Raw genomic sequence first — 21842 nt, 5'->3', positions numbered from 1 at the left:
AAGGGAGTATGACCGGCCTGTGGTGCTGATCGCAGAGAGGCGGGGGTGCCCGGAGTGCACGTACCATGGCCGGGTGACTGAACCTCGTAAGCGGGTGTTGCTCGCCAAGCCGCGTGGCTACTGCGCCGGTGTCGACCGCGCCGTGCAGACCGTCGAGGAGGCGTTGAAGCTCTACGGCGCCCCGGTCTATGTGCGCAAGCAGATCGTGCACAACAAGCACGTGGTCAACACCCTCGAGTCCCGGGGCGCGATCTTCGTGGAGGAGAACTACGAGGTCCCCGAGGGCGCCACCGTGGTGTTCTCGGCCCACGGCGTCGCTCCCGAAGTGCACGACCAGGCCCGCGAGCGCAACCTCAAGGCGATCGACGCCACCTGCCCCCTGGTGACGAAAGTGCACCACGAGGCCAAGCGCTTCGCCGCCGAGGACTACGACATCCTGCTGATCGGCCACGAGGGCCACGAGGAGGTCATCGGCACCGCCGGTGAGGCTCCCGCCCACATCCAGCTGGTCGACGGCCCCGACGACGTGGCGAACGTCGTGATCCGTGACCCGGCGAAGGTCGTCTGGCTGTCGCAGACCACCTTGAGCGTCGACGAGACGATGGAGACGGTCGCCCGGCTCAAGACCCGGCTGCCGCTGCTGCAGTCGCCGCCGAGCGACGACATCTGCTACGCCACGTCCAACCGCCAGCACGTGATCAAAGAGATCGCGCCGGACTGCGACGTGGTGATCGTGGTCGGCTCCACCAACTCGTCGAACTCGGTCCGCCTGGTCGAGGTGGCCCTCGGCGCCGGCGCACGGGCCGGCCACCTGGTCGACTACGCCTCCGAGATCCAGGAGGAGTGGCTGGAAGGCGCCACCACGGTCGGTGTCTCGTCCGGCGCCAGCGTCCCCGACGAACTGGTCATGGAGGTTCTGGCGTTCCTCGCCGAGCGCGGGTTCGGCGAGGTCACCGAGTACACGACGGCTGAGGAACGGCTCACCTTCTCGCTTCCGCAGGAGCTGCGCCGCGACATGAAGGCCGCTGCCGCCGCCGCGGCGAAAGCTAGCTGAACTCGGGCGCCTGCGGCTGACGAGGAGCAACTTCCACCTGTACGGGCGGGAGCAGCTCCTCGTCCGAGACGCCCATCTCGGCGAGCTTGCGGGCGCTCACCAGCACCCGTGACTCCAGCGAGCCGACCGCCCGGTTGTAGGCGGTGACCGCCCCGCCCAGCGCCGTCCCCAGCTTGTCCACATGGTCGCCGAGTGTCGACAGCCGTCCGTACAACTCGCGCGCCAGGCCGTGGACGGCGGCGGCGTTGCGGGTCAGCGCCTCCTGCCGCCACGAGTAGGCGACCGTCCGTAGCATCGCGATCAACGTCGCCGGGGTGGCGAGCACGATGTTGCGGCGGAACGCGTGTTCCATCAGCGACGGATCGCGTTGCAGCGCCGCGTCCAGGAACGGGTCGGCCGGCACGAACAGCACCACGAAATCCGGCGCCGACTCGAACGCCGACCAGTACCGTTTGCCGGACAGCGCGTCCACGTGCCCCCGCAGGTGCCGGGCGTGCTGATCGAGGTGGCCGTCACGGGTGTGCTCGTCCCGGGCCTCCATCGCGGACAGGTAACCCTCCATCGGCGCCTTCGCGTCCACCACCACGGTCCGCCCGCCGTGCAGCCGCACCACCAGGTCCGGCCGCACCCCCTGGTCGTCGGTGGCGGCGGTGACCTGTTCGGCGAAGTCGCAGTGCTCCAGCAACCCGGCCGCCTCGATGATGCGTTTCAGCTGGTGCTCACCCCAGCGGCCGCGAACCTGCGGGGCGCGCAGCGCGGCGACCAGCTGCCGCGTCTCGGTGCGCAGCTCGCCGGAGACCGCGCCCATGGACCGCACCTGTTCGCGCAGTTCGGCGTAGGCGTCCACCCGGTCGTGTTCCAGTTGGGCGACGCGATCCTCGTACCGGCGCAGGGTGTCGTGCAGCGGCGCCACCGCCCGGGCCACCGCCTCCTGCGACTGGACGGTCGCCTCATAGGACAGTGCCCGCAGCGACTGCTCCAGCCGCTGCTCGCCCTCGCGGGCGGCTTCCAGGGTGGCTTCCAGGCGGGCGATGTCGGTGGCCGCGCGGGCCCGTGCGGCCAGCCAGCCGAGGGCGGCCCCGGCGGCCAGACAGGCGAGCACCACGGCCAGTGTCGAGAACGTCACCTCCGCAGATTGCCATGGATGGGCCACGCGACCCGCGGGGGTACCGTGGGAAACATGAAGGGCGTGTTGCTGATCCTGGCGATCCTCATCCTGGTCGGCCTGGTCATCGCGGTTGTTCAACGCGGCGGGGAAGCCCGCCGGAAAACGCAGCTCGACGACGCCCGTGCCGACGCGCAGCGGTGGTACGAGCGACTCGGCGGCCAGGTGATGAACCTCAGCTCCGACGACCCGGCCGCACGGCAGGCGCTGGCCGACGCGAGCGAGCGCTACAACGCCGCCGGCGGCCAGCTGCAGAGCGCCGATTCGGTGCGCCAGTTCGCACTCGCCCGCGAGTCGGCGCTGGAAGGCCTGACCTATGTCCGGGCGGCACGCCTGGCGATGGGCCTCGACCCCGGCCCCGACGTGCCGCCGCTGCAGGTCTCCCAGGGCGCCGGGCAGATCACCCAGGAGCGTGAGGTCACCGTCGAGGGACACGCCTACAAAGCGGGGCCCCGGCCCCGCTCCGACACGCCGTACTACTACCCGGGTGGCCGCGTGCAGGGCCGGCCGGTTCCGGCGGGCTGGTATTCGACGCCGGTGTGGCGGACAGCGCTCGGCGCGGGCGCCGGCGTCCTCGGCGGCATGCTGATCTTCGACGCCCTCCTGTCGCCGGAGTTCGGCGACTTCGGCGACTTCGGGACACCCGACTTCTCCGGCGGCGATCTCGCCGGAGGCGACTACTCCGGCGGCGACCTCGGCGGTTTCGACGGCGGCGGAGGCTTCGACTTCTAGCCGGCGGCGCCCCGCAGGTGCCGGCCGATCGCGCGGCGCAGCGCCCGCGGGCTCGGCCAGATCTGGGTGAGGTCGGCGGTGAACGCCGGCCCCCGCGGGGTGTCGGCCAGCGCCGGCCCGCCGGTGTCACCCTCCTGCACCGGGTGGACGCTGTCCAGGTCGGCGGGCACCACGTCGAGCACGGTCCGCAGCCCGTCCCGGCGGATCACCACGGCCGCGATGTCGGCCCAGTCCAGCAGGACCGGGTCGGAGTCCTGAGCGGCCAGCTCGAGGCCGCCGGAAGACACCCGCACCCAGGTGGTCAGGGCGGCCCGCGCGGAGACCGCGTAGGCGCCGGCCGCGCCGGCCGCGATCACCACCGCCTGAAGCACGGTCGCCCACCACGGGTCGCCGGAGTCCCCGGCGACCCACTCGATCACCGGTGACACCGCCAGGTAGGCGACCATCAGCACGGCGAACACCATGACGAAGGTCCGGGCCGGCGACGACCGGAACAGCACCGCGTCGCGGGCCGGAGCCCGGACCTCCTCAGGCGCGATCGACATGCCTCCCATGGTGGCCGCCGCGTTCAGAATGCGCAGGCGATCACCAGTTCCGGGGTGCGGTCGCGAAGCAGGTCGAGCTTGCCGATCCGGGCCGCCGCCCGGAAGTCGCCGCCGATCAGTTCCAGCCGGTCCAACAGCTCCGCCGGGCCGAGCGCCTCAGCCAGCGGAACCTCCGTCCGCATCGACAGTTTCCGGTCCGACTTGGCCCGCCGGACCTGCCGCAGCGCCTCACCGGCCAGGTCGAGCAGCGACGGATCACTCTCCGGCGCGACCCGGGCCACCTCGTACCGGGTGGGCCACGTGGCCTGGTGGACCGAGCCGTACCGCCACCACGACCAGATCTCCTCGGTGACGAACGGCAGGAACGGCGCGAACAGCCGCGACAGCACCGACAGGCCGGTGGCGAGCGCGGCCCGGGCCGAATCGCCGTCCGGGCCCTCCGCGTACGCCCGGTTCTTGACCAGCTCGATGTAGTCGTCGCAGAACGTCCAGAAGAACGTCTCCGCCGCCTGCAACGCGTCGGTGTGCTGATAGTCCTCGAACGCCGCGGTGGCCGCGACGACCACCTCCGACAGCCGGCCCAGCATCGCCCGGTCCAGCCCAGCGGTGACCGGCTGCCGCAGCGCATCCGCCGCACCCAGGCCGAGCGCGAACCTCGACGCGTTCAGCAGCTTCGTCGCCAGCCGCCGGCCCACCTTCAACTGGGCCGGCTCGAACGCCAGGTCGGCGCCGGGACGGCCGCACGCCGCCCAGTACCGGACCGCGTCCGACCCGTACTGTTCGAGCAACTGGACCGGGGTCTCGACCTCGTTGCCCAGCGACTTGGAGATCTTCTTGTGGTCGGGGTCGAGGATCCAGCCGGACAGGACCGCCCGCTTCCACGGCAGCCCGTGCGGGGTCAGCTGGCCGGCCCGCAGCACCGACGAGAACAACCAGGTCCGGATGATCTCCTGGCCCTGCGGCCGCAGGTCCATCGGATAGGTGCGGGCATGCAGGTCGTCGTCAGTGCTCCAGCCGGTGACGATCTGCGGAGTCAGCGACGACGTCGCCCAGGTGTCCATGACGTCCGGGTCGGCCGTGAAACCACCCGGGACGTCCCGCTGCTCCTCGGTAAAGCCGGGCGGGCAGTCCGACGACGGGTCGACCGGCAGGGCCGTGTCGTCCGGGACGAGCAGCCGGTCGTGGACGGGCTCGCCGGCGGCGTCCAGCGGGTACCAGACGGGGATCGGGACGCCGAAGAACCGCTGCCGGCTGATCAGCCAGTCACCGGTCAGGCCGCCGACCCAATGCTCGTAACGGTGGCGCATGCTCTCCGGAACCCAGCGCAGCTCACGGCCCCGGGCCAGCAGCTCCTCCCGCAGCCCCTCGTCGCGGCCGCCGTTGCGGATGAACCACTGCCGGCTCGTGACGATTTCCAGTGGACGGTCGCCGCGCTCGTAGAACTTGACCGGATGCGTGACCGGCCGAGGCTCACCGGCCAGATCGCCGGACTCGCGCAGAACCCGCACCACCTCCGACCGGGCGGCGTTGACGGTCAGGCCGGCGAAACGCCGGTAGGCGGCGGCCGGGACACCCGGCGGGGCCTCGGCCAGGAACCGGCCGTCGCGGCCCAGCACCACCCGGGTGTCCAACTGCAGATCACGCCACCACGTGACGTCGGCCAGGTCGCCGAACGTGCAGACCATCGCGATGCCCGTACCCTTGCCGGGGTCTGCCTGCGGATGTGCCCGGACCGGGACCTCGACGTCGAAGAACGGCGAACGGACCGACGTGAGACCCGCGAAGCGGGGATCACCGGGATGATGGACCAGCGCGACACACGCCGGCAGCAGCTCCGGCCGGGTGGTGTCGATCTCGACCGGCCCGTCCGGGCCGCGGAAACGCAACCGGTGGTACGCCCCCGGCCGCTCCCTGTCCTCCAACTCGGCCTGCGCGACAGCCGTCCGGAAACCGACGTCCCACAACGTCGGGGCCTCCGCCGTGTACGCCTGGCCGGCGGCCAGGTTCGCCAGGAACGCCCGCTGCGAGACCGCCCGCGCCGTGGCCCCGATCGTCGTATAGGTCAGCGTCCAGTCGACGGACAGCCCGAGCCGCCGCCACAGCGCCTCGAACCCCTTCTCGTCCTCGACGGTCAACCGCTCGCACAACTCGACGAAGTTGCGCCGCGAGATCCTCTCCTCGCCCGCTGACGGCGTTGGCTCCCACGACGGGTCGTACGGCAGCGACGGATCGCAGCGGACCCCGAACAGGTTCTGGACGCGACGCTCCGTCGGCAGCCCGTTGTCGTCGAACCCCATCGGATAGAAGACCGTCTTGCCGCGCATCCGCTGGAACCGCGCCACCGTGTCGGTGTGCGTGTAGGAGAAGACGTGCCCGACGTGCAACGAGCCGGATACGGTCGGCGGAGGTGTGTCGATCGCATACACGTCGGCCCGCTCCTTGGAACGGTCGAACGCGTACGTGCCCTCCTCCTGCCAGCGCGGCGCCCACTTCTCCTCGAGCCCGTCCAGTGACGGCCGCTCAGGGAAACCGCGGCGCCCGGTTCCCGTATCAGTCATGCCGACCAGCGTAGGACTCACCCGTACGGCGTAGCCAGGCGTTTTGCGGGGCCCACCGGGCCCGGTCCACCGAGATCCGACGGTACGGTCGTCGCCGTACCTCTGAACTGGACGGTCACCGCCCCACCTGTCCGGCCGGTGTGCGGCCGGGAGTCACCTGATCACCGCGGGCCGGGCGGGCGCCGTGGGCGAACCCGCGGAGGGATGAAAGAGGATCCGGGTGACGGAAGAGACCGCGCGCGAGACGCCGCAGCCGCTCCACCTGCTCGGCGCCGGCTCGGTGGGCGTGCGCGCACCGGCCGGACACAGCGACTCCCGCCCCGCACCCGCCCGGTGGACCGTCTCCGAACACGACCTCGACCAGCTCACCGGCCTGCCACGGCCGTTCGTCCTGCACCGGTTCGACACCGGCGCGCGGCCGCTCGGCGACCTGCTCGACCTCGTCGCACTGCGCGACCACCCGGCCGCCACGACGCTCAACGGCCGCTTCCTGTGGCCGTACCGGCTGGTGACCGGCGACGACCCGGAAACGGCGGTCGGCATGCTCCTGCCCACCGTGCCGGAACGGTTCACCACCGCCGACGGCCACGGCGGACGGGCCCCACGACCGCTGAACGCGCCGCGCCCGGACCAGCCCACGAATCTGCGGGCACAGCTCTGCGCCGCCCTCGCCGACACCATCCACCTCGCCCACCAGCACGGCATCGTCCTCGGCACGGACGCCCTCGCATCGGCGCTCCACACCGGCACACCCGCCCCGGAAGTGCTGATCGCCGACTGCACCCGGGTGCGACCACGCCGGCCCGGCGGCCTCGACCGGCAGGCCGGCGACCTGACCTGGCTGGGCCGGTTCGTCCACCACTGCGCGCCCCCGCCGGGCGACACCCCGCTCCTGGACGGCGCCGGACGGGAACTGCTGCGGCGGGCCCGATCCGACGTCGCCCACCTGCTGCCCACCGCAGCCGAATGGCGCAACTACCTGACCGCCCGGGCCGCCACCCTCCAAGGCCCGCCCGTGATCGAACAGGTCCAGGTCAGCCCCGAGATCGTGCCCCCCGGATCGCCGGTCACCGTGCGCTGGCGAACCCGGCACGCCGACCGACTCGTGATCACCGGCCCGGACGGGACCACCGTCACCGCCGCCCCAAACGAACGGGACGAGGGCCACACCGCACTGATCATCACGCGGCCGGGACCCGTCCGGCTGCGCGCCGCCAACCCGGCCGGCAGCCATCAGGCCGAGACCGGCCACGTGCACGTCTTCGAACTTCCCCAGCTCCCGCGGATCCAGCTCCCGCGGCTTCCACTCGAGCCGGCCGCCACCCGGCGCCACCGCACGACCCTCCCCGCACTCCCCCCGGTCGCAGTGCCCGCCCCGCCATCCGGCGCACTGCGCGTCACCGGGTTCCCGATCGATGTGGCGCGCTGGTTCGACACGCGCCCCGAGCGGCCACGACGTCGGTGGCCGAGATGGCTGAGGAAACCATGGGCCTGAAACGGATACTCGCCGGGTTCGCCGGCGGCCAGCGGGGCGTCCTCGACGTCACCCCCGGCGACGAACTGCGGTACGCGGCGATGGGCGGCGTCATCGTGTCCACGGCACTCGTCGCGGCCGCGTCGGCCGCGATGGCCGTACACATGGCCCTCGGCGCCGGACCGGTCGCCGCCGTCCTCATCGGCCTCGCCTGGGGCATGATCATCTTCAACCTGGACCGGCTCCTCGTCGTACAGATGACGCGCCAGGACCGCACCGCCCTCACCCTGCTCATGGCCGTGCCGCGCGTGCTGCTGGCCCTGGTGCTCGGCGCCGTCATCTCCACCCCGGTAGTGCTGAAGATCTTCGAAGCGGAGATCCGGACCCAGCTCACCGTGATGCACGCCCGCCAGATCGCCGAATTCAACCGCGACACCGCCGCGAACCCCGATTACGCGTCCATCCCCGCACTGGAGCAGACCATCGCCGAGGACGAACGCATCCTCGCCGGCGGTGGCGGCGTCAACGTCGAATCCGCCCCGGCGGTGGTCGCCGCCCGCGGACAATACGACGACGCGCAGAAGAAGTTCCTCCAAGCCCAGGCGAACGTGGTCTGCGAGAAAGAAGGCGCCTGCGGCTCCGGCAGAGCCGGCGCCGGCATCGCCTACCACGAGAAGATCCGCATCCAGGAAGAGGCGCGAGCCACCCGCGACGAGGCACGCAACCGGCTCGCCGCCACCCGCGCCGACGCGCGCATCGCCCTCACCGACGCGCGGAACGTCGCCACCTCAGCGGCACGGACCCGGCTCACCGACAACCGGGCCCGGCTCACCGACCTGCGCGCCCGGCTCGCCGCCGACAAGACCGCCCACGAGGCCGCGTCCAGGAAGGACACCGGCCTGCTCGCCCGTCTCGAAGCCCTCGACGAGGTCGCCGGCGACCGGCCCACCCTCCACACCGCACACCTCGCGCTGTTCCTGCTGTTCCTCGCCCTCGAACTGCTGCCCGTGCTGATGAAACTGCTCCAGGTTCTCGGCCCGGAGACCGATTACGAGAAGGTCGCCAAGGAGAACAGCGACCACCTGCTGCGCCTCGACCGGGAACGCCGCGACAGCGATCTGCGCACCGAACAGGACCGGCTGCGCCGAGCCTCCGACGCCGCGAGGGCCGGCAACCAGATCGTCATCGACACCCAGGCCGAGGTGATGGGCCGGGTCCTGCAGAACTGGCGACAGCGGGCCGTCGAACAGGCCGACCGGGACCTGAACCGGTGGATGCGGGACTCCGGCCCGGCCGACGCCGCCCACCACACCGACGACCAGCTCATCCCCGGCCAGCGGCCGACCTCATGAAGGCCGTCTCAAACAGCTGATTCGTGCGCCAGCAGCCACTCCTTGACGTTCAAGCCCCAGCGGTAGCCGCCGAGCGTCCCATCCGTCCGCAGAACCCGGTGACACGGCGTGAACAAGGCCACCGGGTTGCGGGCACACGCCGCCGCAGCCGCACGAACGGCCAACGGGCGGCCGGAGAGCTCGGCGAAACCGGTGTACGTCACCGGGGCGCCGGGCTTGATGCCCCGCATCACCCGCCAGGCGTGCGCCATGAACGCGCCCGCGGTGTGCTGCTCCACCTGCACCGCGTCGATCGCGGTCAGGTCACCGGCGAGGTATGCCCGGACGGCCTCACCCACCAGGCCCGGATCGCCGGGTTCGACCGGCTCCAGCAGCATCGGATGAACCAGGCTCATCAAGTCGGGGACATCGGTGGTGAAACCCGTCGCCCGGACCGCGCCGGTCCTGCTGACCACCACGGTGAGCGGGCCGACAGGGGTGTCCAAAGTCGAATGACGCAACATCGTTCTCTCCTTGAAGGGGGGCTGCCAGCGTTGCGCGTTTCCGCGCCCGGCGGGCGGAAGAATGGCCCGCCTGTGGACGACCGGAGTGGCTCACACGGCAATGTGGACAACGGCGGGACGGCCCTGGATCGCGGGTAGATTGGCCTTGCGCGCCGCTTCGGTCAGGCCGACCGCCACAGACGGATCAGCGCGTAAGAACGCCAGGGACGCCAGCGTTCGGCATACGCGCCCAAGGCCTTCGCGGTGCTGGGCAGGCCCAGCGCCTCGGCCCCGCGGCGCGCGGCCAGGTCGGTGGGAAGGAAGACGTCGGGGTCGCCGATCGCGCGCATGGCGACGTAACCGGCGGTCCACGGGCCGATGCCGGGAAGCTCGGTCAGGCGGGCGACGGTCTCGGCGCGGTCGGCGCCCGGAGCGAGGTCCAGCTTGCCGTCGGCAACCGCCTGGGCCAGGGCGCGGATGGTGGCACGGCGGGCGGCCGGCATGCCGAAGGCGCTGTCGGGCAGGTCGGCGACGGTGCTCGCGGCCGGGAAACCGGCCAGCCGCTCAACGGGGGCGGGGACGGCGGCGGCTTCCCGCGAAGCGGCAGGTTGGGGGATGGGGGCGGGTTCCCCCGAAGCAGCGGCCGGCGACGCCGACCCGGCCTCTGAGGCCGCACGCAGCATCCGCCCCAGCGTCGTCCGGGCGCCCGCCACACTTACCTGCTGCCCCACCACCGCCCGAACCGCCATCTCGAACCCGTCCACCGCCCGCGGCACCCGCACCCCCGGTTCCGCCCGGATCGCCGCCGTCAACGCCGGATCGCCGCCGAGCAGCCCATCCACCGCCACCGGGTCGGCGTCCAGATCGAACAGCCGCCGGCACCGCGCCACCGCCGGCGCCAGGTCCCGCACGTCATCGAGCCGAAGCGTCGCATGGACCCATCGATCTCCGGGCCGCAGCGCGACGACCGCGCTCCCGTGCGGCAGGTTCATTCCTCTGCGGTACGTCTGCCCGTCCACCTCGTCCACGCCGGGCAGGGTGCGGGCCTCGAAGAACTCCAGCAGCGACGTCGCATGCAGCGGTGGCCGGTAGGCGAGCCGCAGGTTGACGACTCCCGCCTCGCTCCGTGCCGCGGGCCGTCGTTCCCGCAGTTGGCCGGGCGATCGCGCGTACACCTCGAGCATGGTGTCGTTGAACTGCCGCACGCTGCCGAACCCGGCCGCGAACGCGATCTCCGCGAGCCCGAGGTCGGTCGTCTCGACGAGGATCCGTGCCGTCTGTGCCCGCTGGGCTCGCGCGAGTGCGAGCGGTCCGGCCCCGAGTTCGGCGGTGAGCATCCGGTTGAGGTGCCGTTCGGTGTATCCGAGCCGCGACGCCAGGCCGGGCACGCCTTCCCGGTCGACGACGCCGTCGCCGATGAGCCGCATGGCCCGTCCGACGGTGTCCGCGCGGGTGTCCCATTCGGGGGATCCGGGTGCGGCGTCGGGCCGGCATCGCCGGCAGGCCCGGAATCCGCCGCGTTGTGCGGCCGCCGAGCTGAGGTAGAACGTGACGTTCTCCCGTTTCGGGGTGACCGCCGGGCAGGACGGCCGGCAGTAGATGCCGGTGGTGCGCACGGCCGTGTAGAAGCATCCGTCGAACCGCGGGTCGCGGCTGTCGACGGCCCGATAACAGTGTTCGAAGTCCAGCTCCATGCCGTCGAGTCTGCTCCCGCCGCCCCGGTCGTGGCTGGCGGAATTCGGACACGACCGTCTCGCCCGCGGCCGCAGCCGAGATCTGGTGAGTTTGCGCCCCGCAACCGCCAACTCGCAAGATCGCGCGGGTGGATGGGCGCGTGGGAGAGGCGGGGTGTCAACCAAGGTTGACGGGAGCGAGGTGTGTCAACTACGGTTGACGGCATGGATGCTTTGGCGGTAAAGACGGACATCCGGTGGCGCGTCTCCGGCGGTGGTCCCAAGGTCGTGCTCCTGCACGGCGGCATGCAGACCTCGGCGAACTTCACGAAACTGGCCCGCTGCCTGGCGACCGGGTTCACGGTCTACGTCCCCGACCGCCGCGGTCGCGGCCTCAGCGGCCCGGCGCGGCCCGGGCACGGCCTCCGCGCCGAGATCGCCGACCTGGCGGCGGTGCTCGAGGAGACCGGGGCGCGCAACGTCTTCGGTCTCAGCTCCGGCGCGGTCATCGCGCTGCGCGCGGCGATGGAGCTGCCGATCGAGCGCCTCGCGCTCTACGAGCCGCCGCTCAAGCACGGCGATCACGATCCGGTCGCCTGGCTTCCGAGATATGAGAAGGAGCTGTCCCGGGGCCGGCGGGCGGCCGCTTTCGTCACGGCGGCGAAAGGCACGGGCGATCTTCGGTACGTCCCACGCGCGGCCGTCATCCCGATGATGGGTGTGGTCATCCGTGCCGGTCAGGGCCGCCGGATCGGGGACCTGATCCCGACGATGCGCCTGGACGCGGCGGTGGTCGAGGACGCGGCCGGCCCGCTGGACACCTACCGCTCGGTGACCGCGGAGACGCTTCTGCTGGGTGGCGAGCGCTCCCCGGCGTACCTCAAAGGGGTCCTGAGCGGCCTGGAGCCGGTTCTGCCGCGAGCGCGGCGGGTGACCTTGAGCGGCGTGGGGCATCTCGCCGCCGACGACAGCGGCAGGCCGGAACTGGTCGCTGCCGAACTGCGGAAGTTCTTCCGCTGAGCGAACCCGTAGACTGGCGTTCCGTGAGCCTCACCATCGGAATCGTCGGCCTGCCCAACGTCGGCAAGAGCACCCTGTTCAACGCCCTCACCAAGAACGACGTGCTCGCCGCGAACTACCCGTTCGCGACGATCGAGCCCAACGTCGGCGTGGTCGGGCTGCCCGACGAGCGGCTGGGCAAGCTGGCCGAGCTGTTCAGCAGTGAGAAGATCCTGCCGGCGCCGGTGAGCTTCGTCGACATCGCCGGGCTGGTCCGCGGCGCGTCGAAGGGCCAGGGCCGGGGCAACGCGTTCCTCGCGAACATCCGCGACGCGTCCGCGATCTGCCAGGTGGTGCGTGCCTTCTCCGACCCCAACGTGCTGCATGTCGACGGCAAGGTCTCTCCGGCCGACGACATCGAGACGATCAACACCGAGCTGATCCTGGCCGACCTGCAGACGGTCGAGAAGGCGCTGCCCCGCCTGCAGAAGGAAGCGAAGCTCAAGAAGGAGAAGGCCGCCGCGGTGGCCGCCGCCGAGGCCGCGTTCAAGCTGCTCAACGACGGTGTCACTCTCTACCAGGGTGCGAAGTCGGCGGGTATCGAGCTGGAACTGCTGGCCGAGCTGCACCTGCTCACCACGAAGCCGTTCCTCTACGTCTTCAACGTCGACGAGGCCGAGCTCGGCAACGAGGCGTTCCTCGACGAGCTGCGCGCCCTGGTCGCGCCGGCCGAGGCCGTCTTCATGGACGCGAAGATCGAGTCCGAGCTGATCGAGCTGGACGACGAGGAGGCGCTGGAGCTGCTGCAGTCCACCGGCCAGTCCGAGCCCGGCCTGAACCGTCTGATCCGCGTCGGCTTCGAGACTCTCGGCCTGCAGACCTACCTGACGGCCGGCCCGAAGGAGGCCCGCGCCTGGACGGTTCCGGTCGGCGCGACCGCTCCCGAGGCCGCCGGTGTGATCCACTCCGACTTCCAGCGCGGCTTCATCAAGGCCGAGATCGTCAGTTTCGACGACCTGGTCGCCGCCGGTTCCATGTCCGCGGCGAAGGCCGCCGGCAAGGTCCGCATGGAGGGCAAGGACTACATCATGAAGGACGGCGACGTCGTCGAGTTCCGGTTCAACGTCTAGTTCCGGGTCAACCTCTGCCGGTCAGGTGGGTGCTTGAAGGCGGCGGGGCCGGGGTGCGATGTCTGGAGCGTTCGGCCCGGCACCGGCTTGTGGGCGAGTTGAATCCCACCTGACTTTCTGTGGATCGATCCTGGCCGGGGCACACCGGCCAGGATCGAATCAGGTCGCCCGCCGTGGTAACACCATGGTATGGTCGCGACATGGCGAGGACGAAGAAGGTCACGATCACGCTGCCGGCAGAACTGCTGGAGAGCATGAAGACGCACACCGACAACGTCTCCGGCTACCTCACCGAGCTGGCCGAGCGGGCCGAGCGGCGCAGGCTTCTGCGGGAGGAGCTGGACCGCTACCAAGGGGAGTTCGGGGCATTCACTGACGAGGAGATGGCCGGGGCTCGGGCGCTCCTGCATGGCGCCGAGAAGACGGAGCATGCGGCGTGAGCCTGGAGTCGCTGGTGCTCGACTCGCAAGGCTTCTCAGGGTGGATCGACCGGGACCGCAAGGCGATGCGGCTGCTGGAGCAGGCGGAGCGTGACGGGACCGATCTTGTCATGTCGGCCGCCACGATCATCGAGGTTTCCCACTCGGGTGTGGACACGGCGCGGCTGAGCTTGCTGCTGTCCCGGATCCGGGTGGAGGCGGTGACGAAGGAGAGCGCTCGCCGCAGTGCGGACCTGTTGAAGGCGGCAGGGCTACATGGGCACAAGTACGCCATCGATGCCATGGTCGCCGAGGTGGCGCTACGACTCCCTGCTCCCGTGGCGGTTCTGACATCCGATGCCGACGACATGGTGAAGCTGTGCGGGCGCCGGGTTCGGACCATCGGCCTGTAGTCGGGTTTCCCGGCGGAGGTGTCGAGTTGTTGATCGGCGACGGAGTCCAGGCCCCCGGAGGCACTTCGATCACTACCCGTTCCGCCTGGGCTGGTGGCCCACGGCTGGATCCGTGTCCGCTGGGAATCGGCGGGCCCGGTTGGTTCGATGGGTGACCGTGGAGTGGGTTTTCGACGGCGAGATCATCGAGTCGCGGGTCGCGCGGTGACGAAGCGGGGCCTCGGCGTCTGGCTCGTCCCGCTCGTCATGGCTGGGGAACGAGGCCTGCCAGGTCGATGTCGATCGTGAAGGGCACCGGCCGCCGGATCGAGCCCCGGAAGATGCCGGCCGGGGCGTAGGCCTTGGCCGGTCGGTCCAACTCGTAGGCATGGACCACCGGGAGGCCGCCCTCCTCTTCGACGCGCCAGTAGTGCGCGATGTCAGCCTCCGCGTATTTGCGCAGCTTGACGGTCCGGTCGCGGTGAGCCGACTCCGGAGAGACGGCCTCGATCACGAGCCGCACCTGGTCCGGCGTGAAGCAGGTGCGGGCCGGATCGAACGGCACGGTGGACACGACCAGATCCGGCTCCGGGCGGTTGCGGGCATCGAGCCGGATGGTCATCTCCCGCTCCACCTCGAAGCCCGTCGGTGCCTGCGCCATCAGCGTGGTGGTCAGGCCGGTGACGACGCGGCCGTGTCAGGACCGCTGCGGCGACATCGCGAAGACGAGTGCTCCGTCGATGAGCTCAGTGTGGCGGGGGCGTCCGGAAGGCGGTCCAGATCCTCGGCGAACCAGCCCTCCTCGCGCGGAGGGCGCATCCAGTCGGGCAAGGCCGTCATGCGACTACCCTAGCGAATCGCTGAGGTCGAGGGTGCGCTCGTAACAGACCGAGAGGCCGGAGCCGATGTAGGCGCCGAACAGGGGGATCTCGCGGTAGCCCTCGCGTTGGTAGAAGCGCATCGCGTCAGGCTGGGCGGGGCCGGTCTCCAGGCGGATCGTGGTCCAGCCGCGGTCGGCGGCGGCCGCCTCCAGGGCTCGCAAGATGGCGGTGGAGACCCCGGAGCCGCGGCTCTCTGGAGTGACATACATGCGCTTGACCTCGGCGGTCGTCCGGTCGAGGCGGCGGAGGGCGCCGCAGCCCACGGGCCGGCCGGTGAGCGGGTCGCGGGCCACCAGGAACAGGTCGATGTCGGCGGCTGACGGCGGGGTGCCGGGCTCGTGGTCGCCGGTGCCGTAACGGGCGTCGAGTTCGGCGCGCTGGGCGGTGCGGAGCGCGGCCCCGTCGGCGTCGTCCCAGGGTCGCGGTTCGATGATCCAGGTCATGCGTCCTCCATCCGTAACAGGCGTTACGGTAACATCCGTTACGAGGATGGATCGGTGAACGGGGAGTGCGACGCGTGTCACGTACGGCTGATCGATCGGCGCAGGCTGAGGCGCTGTCCCGTGCGGTGTGGAGTGTCCTGGCCGGACAGGGCCTGGAGCGATTGACGGTGCGGGCCGTGGCGGCGGCCGCGGGGTGCACGACCGGGCTCGTCATGCACCGGTTCCCGAACCGGCAGGCGCTGCTGCTGCACGCCCGGCAGTTGCTGCACCAGGTCACCCGGGCGCGGGTGGAGGCCCTCGAGGCGGGGGCGGTGACGCCGCGGGCGGCGTTGCGGGCGGTCCTGCACCAGGGGATGGCGCTCGACGAGCAGACCCGGCAGGAGGCGGTCGTCTGGCTGGGCTTCCTGGCCGCGGCGGTGGCCGACGACGGCCTGGTCGCCGAGCACCGGCGCAACAACCGGGTCTGGCGCGAGCGCGTCGAGCGGCTGACCGCGGCGGCTGCTCCGGATTGGACGGCCGGGCGGGTCGCCGCCGTCGCCCTGGCGCTGATCTCGATGACCGAAGGGGTGGCCGCCTATGCCGCCGCCGACCCGGCCGCTTTCCCGCCGGCCGACCAGGAGCGCATGCTCGACACCGCCCTGGCCGCCTACGGCCTGGCCGAATAGTCCAGGCGGCGGGCGTCAGGCGTCAGACAGCGGGCGTCAGGCGGCATGGTGTCAGCGGAGGGCGGGGAAGATCGTTCCGGCGATGAGGGCGCCGACCAGGGCGCCGGCCACCACCTGAGCCGGCGTGTGCGCCGTGAGCCGAACCCGGGCCCAGCAGCCGAGCAGCACCAGCGGAGCGCCCAGCAGAGCGATCTCGCCGTAGACGGCGGTCAGCGCCGCCACCGTGCCGGCCGCGACGCCGGCGTGGATCGACATCTTCCACCAGTGCGTGACCAGAGCGAACGCCGCCAGACCGACGCCGCCGGCGGTGAGCAGGGCGAGCACCTCGCGCGGGGCGCCCAGGGCCAGCAGCAGGAGCAGTCCGGCGACCAGGGAGGCGGTGCCGAAGAGCAGAGGGATCCGGCGGTCGGCGCGTTCCGGGATGTGATGGTTGGTGAGGCGGCCCTTGCGGACGCCGTGCAGGACATAGCCGAGGGGGATGACGGCGGCGAAGACCGCGCCGGGCAGGCCCCACCAGCGGGACACCCCCGGGGTGTCGCCGGCGTGCCAGCCGACGACGATCAGGAGGACGGCCACCAGGATCGCGGGTGCGAGCACCTCGGAGACGGCGACGGCGATCCGGTCGAGGACGCCTGGTCTGGTGCGGGTGTCGTCGGTGGCAGTGTTCAGCACGGAGCCATCATCGCAACCCAGAGGGTCCCGGCCGGCGGCACGAAACGCGGGATCATGCCCCCGTCTCGTCCGCGCCGGAACCCGGGGCGCCTCAGGGGTCGGTGGCCATCGCGGTGAAGGCGGCGGCGAGCTGCTTGAGATCGAGGTCGTCGAGATGGTCGAAGATGTGCCGGCGGACGCTGGCCAGGTGTGTCGGCCAGGCCTCGCGCAGCCGGGCCATGCCTTTGTCGGTGAGAACGGCATTGGCGCCGCGGGCGTCCTCCTTACAGCGGATGCGGTGCAGATAGCCGAGCGACTCGAGTTTCGCGGCGAGGCGAGTCATGCCACTCAGTGACATGTCACACGCCATGGCGAGTTCGCTCATCCGCATGAGGTGGCCGGGGGTTTCGGAGAGGTGGCGCAGCACCGCGTACTCACTGGCGGACATGCGCTGCTCGCGCATCAGGTCGGCGTCCAGCGCACGGGGTATGACCAGCAGGAACCGGCCGAGCGCACGCATCACCGCCTCCTCCTCCGGGCTGAGTGGGACGGGGGCGGACATGGCTCCGATCGTACGACCGATGGGCCGCGCCGGGCATCAGCGACTTTCCGCCTCACCGGAGCAACGCGTGAATCAGGGTTCGGGGCGTGGGCGTCATCATTTCGAGTGACTGTCGCTGACTTGCCTGCGGGCCTGAGAAAGTCACAATGTTTTGGTGCAAAACCAGACAACTAGTGACTCTTGGCAGCATCTGCTCGAAATGCCACGAAAGTCTTGGTGGGCCCGGCTGCCGTTCGGTGTCCGGATGGCCGCCGGCACGGGCGCGTTCCTCGTGCTCGTCGGCGGTGGGGCGGCCGGTGTGGCAACCCTGACCAGCCCGGCATCCGGAGAGACCGTCGCGTCCACCCCGCAGGTGGACACCGGCCCCGACCTCGGCGCCCCGCGATTGGAGGAGGATCCGGAGGTGGTCAGCCGTGCGGCGGCCGCCGCCGAACCGCCGCTCCCGCGCCACGAGGAGAAACCGGCGCCGCCCGTGCCGGTGAGGGCGGCCACCACCGACCAGCTCAGCCGGGCCAGAGTGGCCGACGAGCGCGCCGACCGGACCGGGCCGCGCCCCGCCCGTACCGCGGACAAGCCCTCGGGGGAAGCGCGCCGCAGAGCGGTCGCCGCGCCGATGGTGACCACCCGGACCGACGTCGAGACCCGGGTCATCCCGTTCGACACCCGGGTGGTCCGCGACGCGTCGCTGCCCCGCGGCACCCGCCGCGTCCAGGCGCCCGGCGTGCCCGGGGAGCAGGCGCTGCGGTACCTGGTGACCGTCACCGACGGCAGGCCGACCGCCCGCCGCCTGCTCGGCGCCAGCGTCACGAAGGCGCCGCAGGAACGGGTGGTGGCGCTCGGCGCACGCCGCAAGTCGGCCCTGGACCCGGCGTGTGAGCAGGCCCTGAACATCTGCCTGCCGCTCGGACGGTCCGCGGTCTGCCCGGCGGACGGGTCAGAGTTCCCGGTCACCGTCCTGGACCCGGCCGAGGTGGACGCCCGCGAGCAGGAGGTCGGCGAGATCCTGATCGCCGAGGAGGACCTCGAACTGCTCGACGGGGTACGTCTGGAGCCCGCCACCCTGTGTTGACGGTCACCGGCCATTGCTCCCGGGGCCGTCGCGGGCCACCGTAACGGCATGGCGCTGACCGACACCGGCCTGACCGATCTCGCCGAGCGGCTGCTCACCGTGCCCGGCGTCGTCGGGGTGGTCCTCGGTGGGAGCCGGGCGCGTGGCACCCACACCGAGGAGTCCGACACCGATCTCGGCGTCTATTACCGGGCGCCGCTGGACACCGAGGCGCTCGGCAAGCTGGCCGAGGAGGTGGCCGGGCCCGGGGCCGGAGTGACCCGGACCGGCGGGTGGGGGCCGTGGGTGGACGGCGGCGGCTGGCTGCGGATCGACGGCCACCCGGTGGACTGGATCTACCGGGACGTCGACCGGGTCCGCCGGTGCTGGGCCGATGCCGAGCAGGGGCGGTACGCCTTCCACATGCAGGCCGGCCATCCACTCGGGGTGCCCGACTTCTCGTACCCCGGTGAACTCGCCCTGAGCCGCGTCCTCGCCGATCCGTCGGGGGAACTGGCCGCGCTGCGACGCCGCGTCGAAATTCTTCCCCGCCCGCTGGCGGAAGCTCTGGTGGCCGGCCTGTGGGAGGCTGATTTCCTGCTCGGGCTGGCCCGCAAGGCGGTGTCGCGCGGTGACAGCGCCTACGTCGCCGGATGCCTGTTCCGGGTGGCCGGGGTGTGCGCGCACGCGCTGCACGGCGCCGCCGGGCGCTGGCTGATCAGCGAGAAGGGCGCGGTGGCCGCGGCCGCGGCGCTGCCCGGCGCGCCGGAGCGGTTCCAGTCGCGGATGGACAGCGTGTTCGCCGCGGTGGACGGTGACCCGGTGCATCTGACCACGGCGATCGACCTGGTCGCGGATCTCGTTCTGGAGACCGCGGACGCGTGCGCGATGATGCTCCGGTGACAGCTGACGTCCCCACCATCCTCGCCACCAGCGCCTCCTTCCGGCCCGGCCGGTACGGCCTGCTCGATATGAAGCCGGGCGCGGTCCACTATCTCGCCGCGGAACTGGCCAACGCGGAGAAGGCGCCGAAGATCTGTTTCCTGGCCCAGGCCACCGGTGATCCGCAGGAGCGGATCGGCGCGTTCTACTCGGCGTTCGCGGGCACCGAGTTCACCGCGTCGCACCTGGAGCTGTTCCCGATGCCGAACATCGTGGACATCCGCGCGCACCTGCTCGCCCAGGACGTCATCTGGGTCGGCGGCGGCAGCGTCGCCAACCTCTGCGCCGTCTGGCGGGTGCACGGCCTCGACGAGATCCTGCACGAGGCGTGGCAGGCCGGAGTCGTGCTGAGCGGCGTGTCCGCCGGCTCGATCTGCTGGCACCGGGGCGGCACCACCGACAGTTTCGGGTACGACCTGCGTGGCTTCACCGACGGGCTGGGCTTCCTGCCGTACAGCAACGGGGTGCACTACGACGCCGAGGCGCAGCGCCGGCCGCGGATGCACGAGCTGGTCGGTGACGGCACCCTGCCGGACGGCTACGCCACCGACGACGGCGCGGGGCTGATCTACCGCGGCACGTCACTGTCCGAGGCGGTCACCGACCGCGAGGGAGCTTCGGCGTACGAGGTGAAGCGTGCCGGCGACGGCACAGTCATCGAGACACCCTTGCCGACCCGCCTGCTGGCCTAGGCTGGAAGCGCAACCCGGAGAGGATCGGCTCCGTTGTGACAGCGGAGTCCATCTGTTCTGCATGAGGAGAGCCATGTCCGACCGGACCGGTAAGGGCGGCGAAGGCGGAAGCTGACGCTCGCGGACTCGCCACGGCCGGCGTGCCTCAGTGCAGCGCGACCGTGGCGAGACCCACGAGCACCGCCGACAGCAGCATCGCCACCGCGAAGATGGCGTTGTGGCTGATCACGAAGCGCCGGCGTGGCTGCCCGCCCTCACCGCCGCCCGTGAGGGGAAGCAGATCGGCCCGGTGACGCCGGGTCAGCGGTCTCTGCATGTAGGTCAGCACCGGTGATCGCCTCCGGGGGGATCGATGATCGAAGTGCTTAAATCGATTGATTGTTCTGGGGCTCTCGGTAGCATGCGGCGACCCGGATTCAGCGGGCAATAGTTACCGGCAAGTAATCGCCGCGGGTGGGCCGGACTGGCATGGTCGTTCCCCCGGTCGGTCACCAGATATCGGGCAAACAGGCGTCCCGAAGCGTGTGCAGTCACTCTTTGTGAGGATTTGTCGGGAACCCCGTTGTTGCCATCATGGTGACGATGCCGGAAAGCCCATCGAAGTATCACACCCTGTTCAGGGGCACCCTGAACGTCTCGGTCGTGCTCATCGGCCTGGCATCGGGCGTCGCACAACTCACCGACGTGCCCACCAGGATCGCCCAGTGGGTGCTCACCGCCGTCTTCCTGGCCTGCCTGCTCTACTTCGTGGTCCGCCTGTGGCAGCTCGCCTTCGTCGTCAAGATCCGTGAGTTGAAGACCGACCTGCACGACGCGACGCAGTTGCTCGCCCTGCAGCAGGCCGGCCACCAGCACTACCTGGACGCCATCCAGCGGATCAGCGACCGGGAGAAGCCGCTGTTCTCCGAGACGCTCGACGTGCTGGTCACGATCGGCGCCGACGACGACAGCGACCGGATCGTGGAGAAACGGATCACCACCCCGGAACCGCTGGTCACCCACCGGACCATGCGGCCGATCGTGGCGACCGACACCGACCGGCTGACCCGGCTCGACGAGATCTCGTTCAAGACGCTGCGCCCGGTCGGTGGAACCATCACCGCGCTGCCGCTGGAGCAGAGCCGGCTGCTGCGGGTCTGGCTGATCTTCGATCCGGCGATGACCACGCCGACCGAGTGGCAGGTCGAGTACCGGCCCAGAGGACTGTGGAACCCGCTACGCCGGCGCGGCTGGGACCAGCTCGTCTGGGAGGACCGGCTGCCGACCGCGAGCGGCACCCCGTCCGCGTTCACCAGGTTCGAGATGACCTTCAGCTTCCCGGACAGCGACCAGCCCCCGAGTGTCAAGGAGCGCCAGGGGTACGGCTGGATGAGCGAGCCCGAACGCGACGCGGGCGGCCGCTGGGAGGTCGTCTGGCGGGACGAGAAGCCCGCCGGCCGGCGTTACGTCTGGGATCTCACGCAACCGGTCGGAGGGGCCAGGGCCTCGTAGGTCCACGGGTGACGGTCCGGGAGCGGGTTTACGGCGCCTGGACGACGGTGCGGTAGAAATCCTCAATCCGGGCGGCCAGTGTCACCTCACCGTCGGTGATGGCTCCACCGCCCTGCTGACCGAGACAGATCTGAGTGTGACCGTTCGACCGTCGGATGGTCGGCCGGATGTGGAGAGTGTCCGCCGCCACCTTGATACGTTCGGTCAAGGCGGCGTGCTGGCTGTCGTCACACGCCAGGTCGCGGTGTAACTGGACACCGTCGCGGGTCCAGCCGCTCAGTAACGCGAGGGCGTCGCTGAGATAATCCGAGCCGGTGTCCCGGCGTCTTCTCGCCCGCACTACCGCACCCCCCCTTAGCGTTGTTGCCGGCTTGTGGCCGAACTGTCGCCGAGTCGTCATCGTCGGTGTCCCACAGTTTCGCCCGTCCGGCCAGCGGTGTCCACGCCCACATATCCGTGTTTGCGTGACGATCGGGGCACCAGCGGGCAACC

At 71.0% G+C, this 21842-nt stretch carries 24 protein-coding genes; 13 read left to right on the top strand and 11 right to left on the bottom strand.

The features are described from left to right. The first annotated feature begins 22 nt into the window (after positions 1-22). Positions 23-1054, top strand: coding sequence for a 4-hydroxy-3-methylbut-2-enyl diphosphate reductase (locus tag QLQ12_RS14010; RefSeq protein ID WP_407651485.1), 1032 nt, complete (start codon positions 23-25; stop codon positions 1052-1054). Here QLQ12_RS14010 and rmuC read toward each other — a convergent pair. Next, positions 1047-2180, bottom strand: a complete 1134-nt coding sequence (rmuC, locus tag QLQ12_RS14005) for a DNA recombination protein RmuC (protein ID WP_282760047.1) — start codon at positions 2178-2180, stop codon at positions 1047-1049. The genes QLQ12_RS14010 and rmuC overlap by 8 nt on opposite strands. 54 nt (positions 2181-2234) lie before the next feature. On the opposite strand from rmuC, the gene QLQ12_RS14000 reads away from it, so the two are divergent. Beyond that, positions 2235-2951 (top strand): hypothetical protein, encoded by a 717-nt coding sequence (locus QLQ12_RS14000; protein WP_282760045.1) that lies wholly within the window; start codon positions 2235-2237, stop codon positions 2949-2951. Here the strand turns inward: QLQ12_RS14000 and QLQ12_RS13995 are convergent. Further along, a complete protein-coding gene (locus tag QLQ12_RS13995; RefSeq protein WP_282760044.1) occupies positions 2948-3496 on the bottom strand; it encodes a hypothetical protein in 549 nt (182 codons plus the stop codon). The genes QLQ12_RS14000 and QLQ12_RS13995 overlap by 4 nt on opposite strands. A 23-nt stretch (positions 3497-3519) precedes the next feature. Continuing rightward, positions 3520-6054 carry a valine--tRNA ligase gene (gene valS, locus QLQ12_RS13990; RefSeq protein WP_282760042.1) on the bottom strand — a complete coding sequence of 845 codons (2535 nt, stop codon included), beginning with the start codon at positions 6052-6054 and terminating at the stop codon, positions 3520-3522. Positions 6055-6274: 220 nt separating this feature from the next. Here valS and QLQ12_RS13985 point away from each other — a divergent pair, with 220 nt between their 5' ends. Both QLQ12_RS13985 and QLQ12_RS13980 read left to right on the top strand, forming a co-directional pair. After that, on the top strand, positions 6275-7549 hold the full coding sequence (locus QLQ12_RS13985; RefSeq protein WP_282760041.1) for a hypothetical protein: 1275 nt from the start codon (positions 6275-6277) through the stop codon (positions 7547-7549). Continuing rightward, on the top strand, positions 7525-8880 hold the full coding sequence (locus QLQ12_RS13980; RefSeq protein WP_282760040.1) for a DUF4407 domain-containing protein: 1356 nt from the start codon (positions 7525-7527) through the stop codon (positions 8878-8880). Before QLQ12_RS13985 ends, QLQ12_RS13980 begins: the two co-directional genes overlap by 25 nt. An 8-nt stretch (positions 8881-8888) precedes the next feature. On the opposite strand, the gene QLQ12_RS13975 is transcribed toward QLQ12_RS13980, so the two are convergent. Further along, positions 8889-9383 carry a methylated-DNA--[protein]-cysteine S-methyltransferase gene (locus QLQ12_RS13975; RefSeq protein WP_282760038.1) on the bottom strand — a complete coding sequence of 165 codons (495 nt, stop codon included), beginning with the start codon at positions 9381-9383 and terminating at the stop codon, positions 8889-8891. Positions 9384-9544: 161 nt separating this feature from the next. After that, positions 9545-11056, bottom strand: a complete 1512-nt coding sequence (locus QLQ12_RS13970) for a DNA-3-methyladenine glycosylase 2 family protein (RefSeq protein WP_282760036.1) — start codon at positions 11054-11056, stop codon at positions 9545-9547. A 204-nt stretch (positions 11057-11260) separates the two neighbouring features. On the opposite strand from QLQ12_RS13970, the gene QLQ12_RS13965 reads away from it, so the two are divergent. From QLQ12_RS13965 to QLQ12_RS13950, 4 genes are all read left to right on the top strand, one after another. Next, positions 11261-12055, top strand: coding sequence for an alpha/beta fold hydrolase (locus tag QLQ12_RS13965; protein ID WP_282760035.1), 795 nt, complete (start codon positions 11261-11263; stop codon positions 12053-12055). A 23-nt stretch (positions 12056-12078) separates the two neighbouring features. Further along, positions 12079-13164 (top strand): redox-regulated ATPase YchF, encoded by a 1086-nt coding sequence (gene ychF / locus QLQ12_RS13960; protein ID WP_282760033.1) that lies wholly within the window; start codon positions 12079-12081, stop codon positions 13162-13164. 200 nt (positions 13165-13364) lie between these two features. Further along, positions 13365-13604 carry a hypothetical protein gene (locus QLQ12_RS13955; RefSeq protein ID WP_282760032.1) on the top strand — a complete coding sequence of 80 codons (240 nt, stop codon included), beginning with the start codon at positions 13365-13367 and terminating at the stop codon, positions 13602-13604. Further along, the gene (locus QLQ12_RS13950; protein ID WP_282760030.1) at positions 13601-13996 is read left to right on the top strand and encodes a PIN domain-containing protein; all 396 of its coding nucleotides are present in this window, start codon (positions 13601-13603) and stop codon (positions 13994-13996) included. The genes QLQ12_RS13955 and QLQ12_RS13950 overlap by 4 nt, the downstream gene beginning before the upstream one ends. A gap of 244 nt (positions 13997-14240) precedes the next feature. Here the strand turns inward: QLQ12_RS13950 and QLQ12_RS13945 are convergent, their stop codons facing one another. Together QLQ12_RS13945 and QLQ12_RS13940 are read right to left on the bottom strand one after the other, a co-directional pair. Further along, positions 14241-14636 (bottom strand): Uma2 family endonuclease, encoded by a 396-nt coding sequence (locus tag QLQ12_RS13945; protein WP_282760029.1) that lies wholly within the window; start codon positions 14634-14636, stop codon positions 14241-14243. A 183-nt stretch (positions 14637-14819) separates the two neighbouring features. Then, positions 14820-15299 carry a GNAT family N-acetyltransferase gene (locus tag QLQ12_RS13940; protein ID WP_282760028.1) on the bottom strand — a complete coding sequence of 160 codons (480 nt, stop codon included), beginning with the start codon at positions 15297-15299 and terminating at the stop codon, positions 14820-14822. A gap of 74 nt (positions 15300-15373) precedes the next feature. On the opposite strand from QLQ12_RS13940, the gene QLQ12_RS13935 reads away from it, so the two are divergent. Next, on the top strand, positions 15374-15964 hold the full coding sequence (locus QLQ12_RS13935) for a TetR/AcrR family transcriptional regulator (protein ID WP_282760026.1): 591 nt from the start codon (positions 15374-15376) through the stop codon (positions 15962-15964). Positions 15965-16015: 51 nt separating this feature from the next. Here the strand turns inward: QLQ12_RS13935 and QLQ12_RS13930 are convergent, their stop codons facing one another. After that, entirely contained in the window at positions 16016-16636 is a 621-nt protein-coding gene (locus QLQ12_RS13930; RefSeq protein ID WP_282760024.1) for a phosphatase PAP2 family protein, read from the bottom strand. A 91-nt stretch (positions 16637-16727) separates the two neighbouring features. Next, entirely contained in the window at positions 16728-17177 is a 450-nt protein-coding gene (locus QLQ12_RS13925) for a MarR family winged helix-turn-helix transcriptional regulator (protein ID WP_282760023.1), read from the bottom strand. Between the two features lie 199 nt (positions 17178-17376). Between QLQ12_RS13925 and QLQ12_RS13920 the strand changes: the two genes are divergently transcribed. Genes QLQ12_RS13920 through QLQ12_RS13910 form a run of 3 tightly spaced genes read left to right on the top strand, consistent with a single transcriptional unit; the run spans position 17377 to position 19859 of the window. Continuing rightward, entirely contained in the window at positions 17377-18246 is an 870-nt protein-coding gene (locus QLQ12_RS13920; protein ID WP_282760021.1) for a G5 domain-containing protein, read from the top strand. Between the two features lie 48 nt (positions 18247-18294). After that, positions 18295-19128 carry a nucleotidyltransferase domain-containing protein gene (locus QLQ12_RS13915; RefSeq protein WP_282760020.1) on the top strand — a complete coding sequence of 278 codons (834 nt, stop codon included), beginning with the start codon at positions 18295-18297 and terminating at the stop codon, positions 19126-19128. Further along, entirely contained in the window at positions 19125-19859 is a 735-nt protein-coding gene (locus QLQ12_RS13910; protein ID WP_282760019.1) for a Type 1 glutamine amidotransferase-like domain-containing protein, read from the top strand. The genes QLQ12_RS13915 and QLQ12_RS13910 overlap by 4 nt, the downstream gene beginning before the upstream one ends. A 145-nt stretch (positions 19860-20004) precedes the next feature. On the opposite strand, the gene QLQ12_RS13905 is transcribed toward QLQ12_RS13910, so the two are convergent. Continuing rightward, positions 20005-20187 (bottom strand): hypothetical protein, encoded by a 183-nt coding sequence (locus QLQ12_RS13905; protein WP_282760018.1) that lies wholly within the window; start codon positions 20185-20187, stop codon positions 20005-20007. Between the two features lie 254 nt (positions 20188-20441). Here QLQ12_RS13905 and QLQ12_RS13900 point away from each other — a divergent pair, with 254 nt between their 5' ends. Then, the gene (locus tag QLQ12_RS13900; RefSeq protein WP_282760017.1) at positions 20442-21350 is read left to right on the top strand and encodes a hypothetical protein; all 909 of its coding nucleotides are present in this window, start codon (positions 20442-20444) and stop codon (positions 21348-21350) included. Positions 21351-21378: 28 nt separating this feature from the next. Here QLQ12_RS13900 and QLQ12_RS13895 read toward each other — a convergent pair whose 3' ends face one another. Further along, positions 21379-21690, bottom strand: coding sequence for a 4a-hydroxytetrahydrobiopterin dehydratase (locus QLQ12_RS13895; RefSeq protein WP_282760016.1), 312 nt, complete (start codon positions 21688-21690; stop codon positions 21379-21381). Positions 21691-21842 lie beyond the last annotated feature (152 nt).

Source organism: Actinoplanes sandaracinus, assembly GCF_030009775.1.
Lineage (GTDB): Bacteria > Actinomycetota > Actinomycetes > Mycobacteriales > Micromonosporaceae > Actinoplanes > Actinoplanes sandaracinus.
This window is presented reverse-complemented; position numbering and strand designations above follow the sequence as displayed.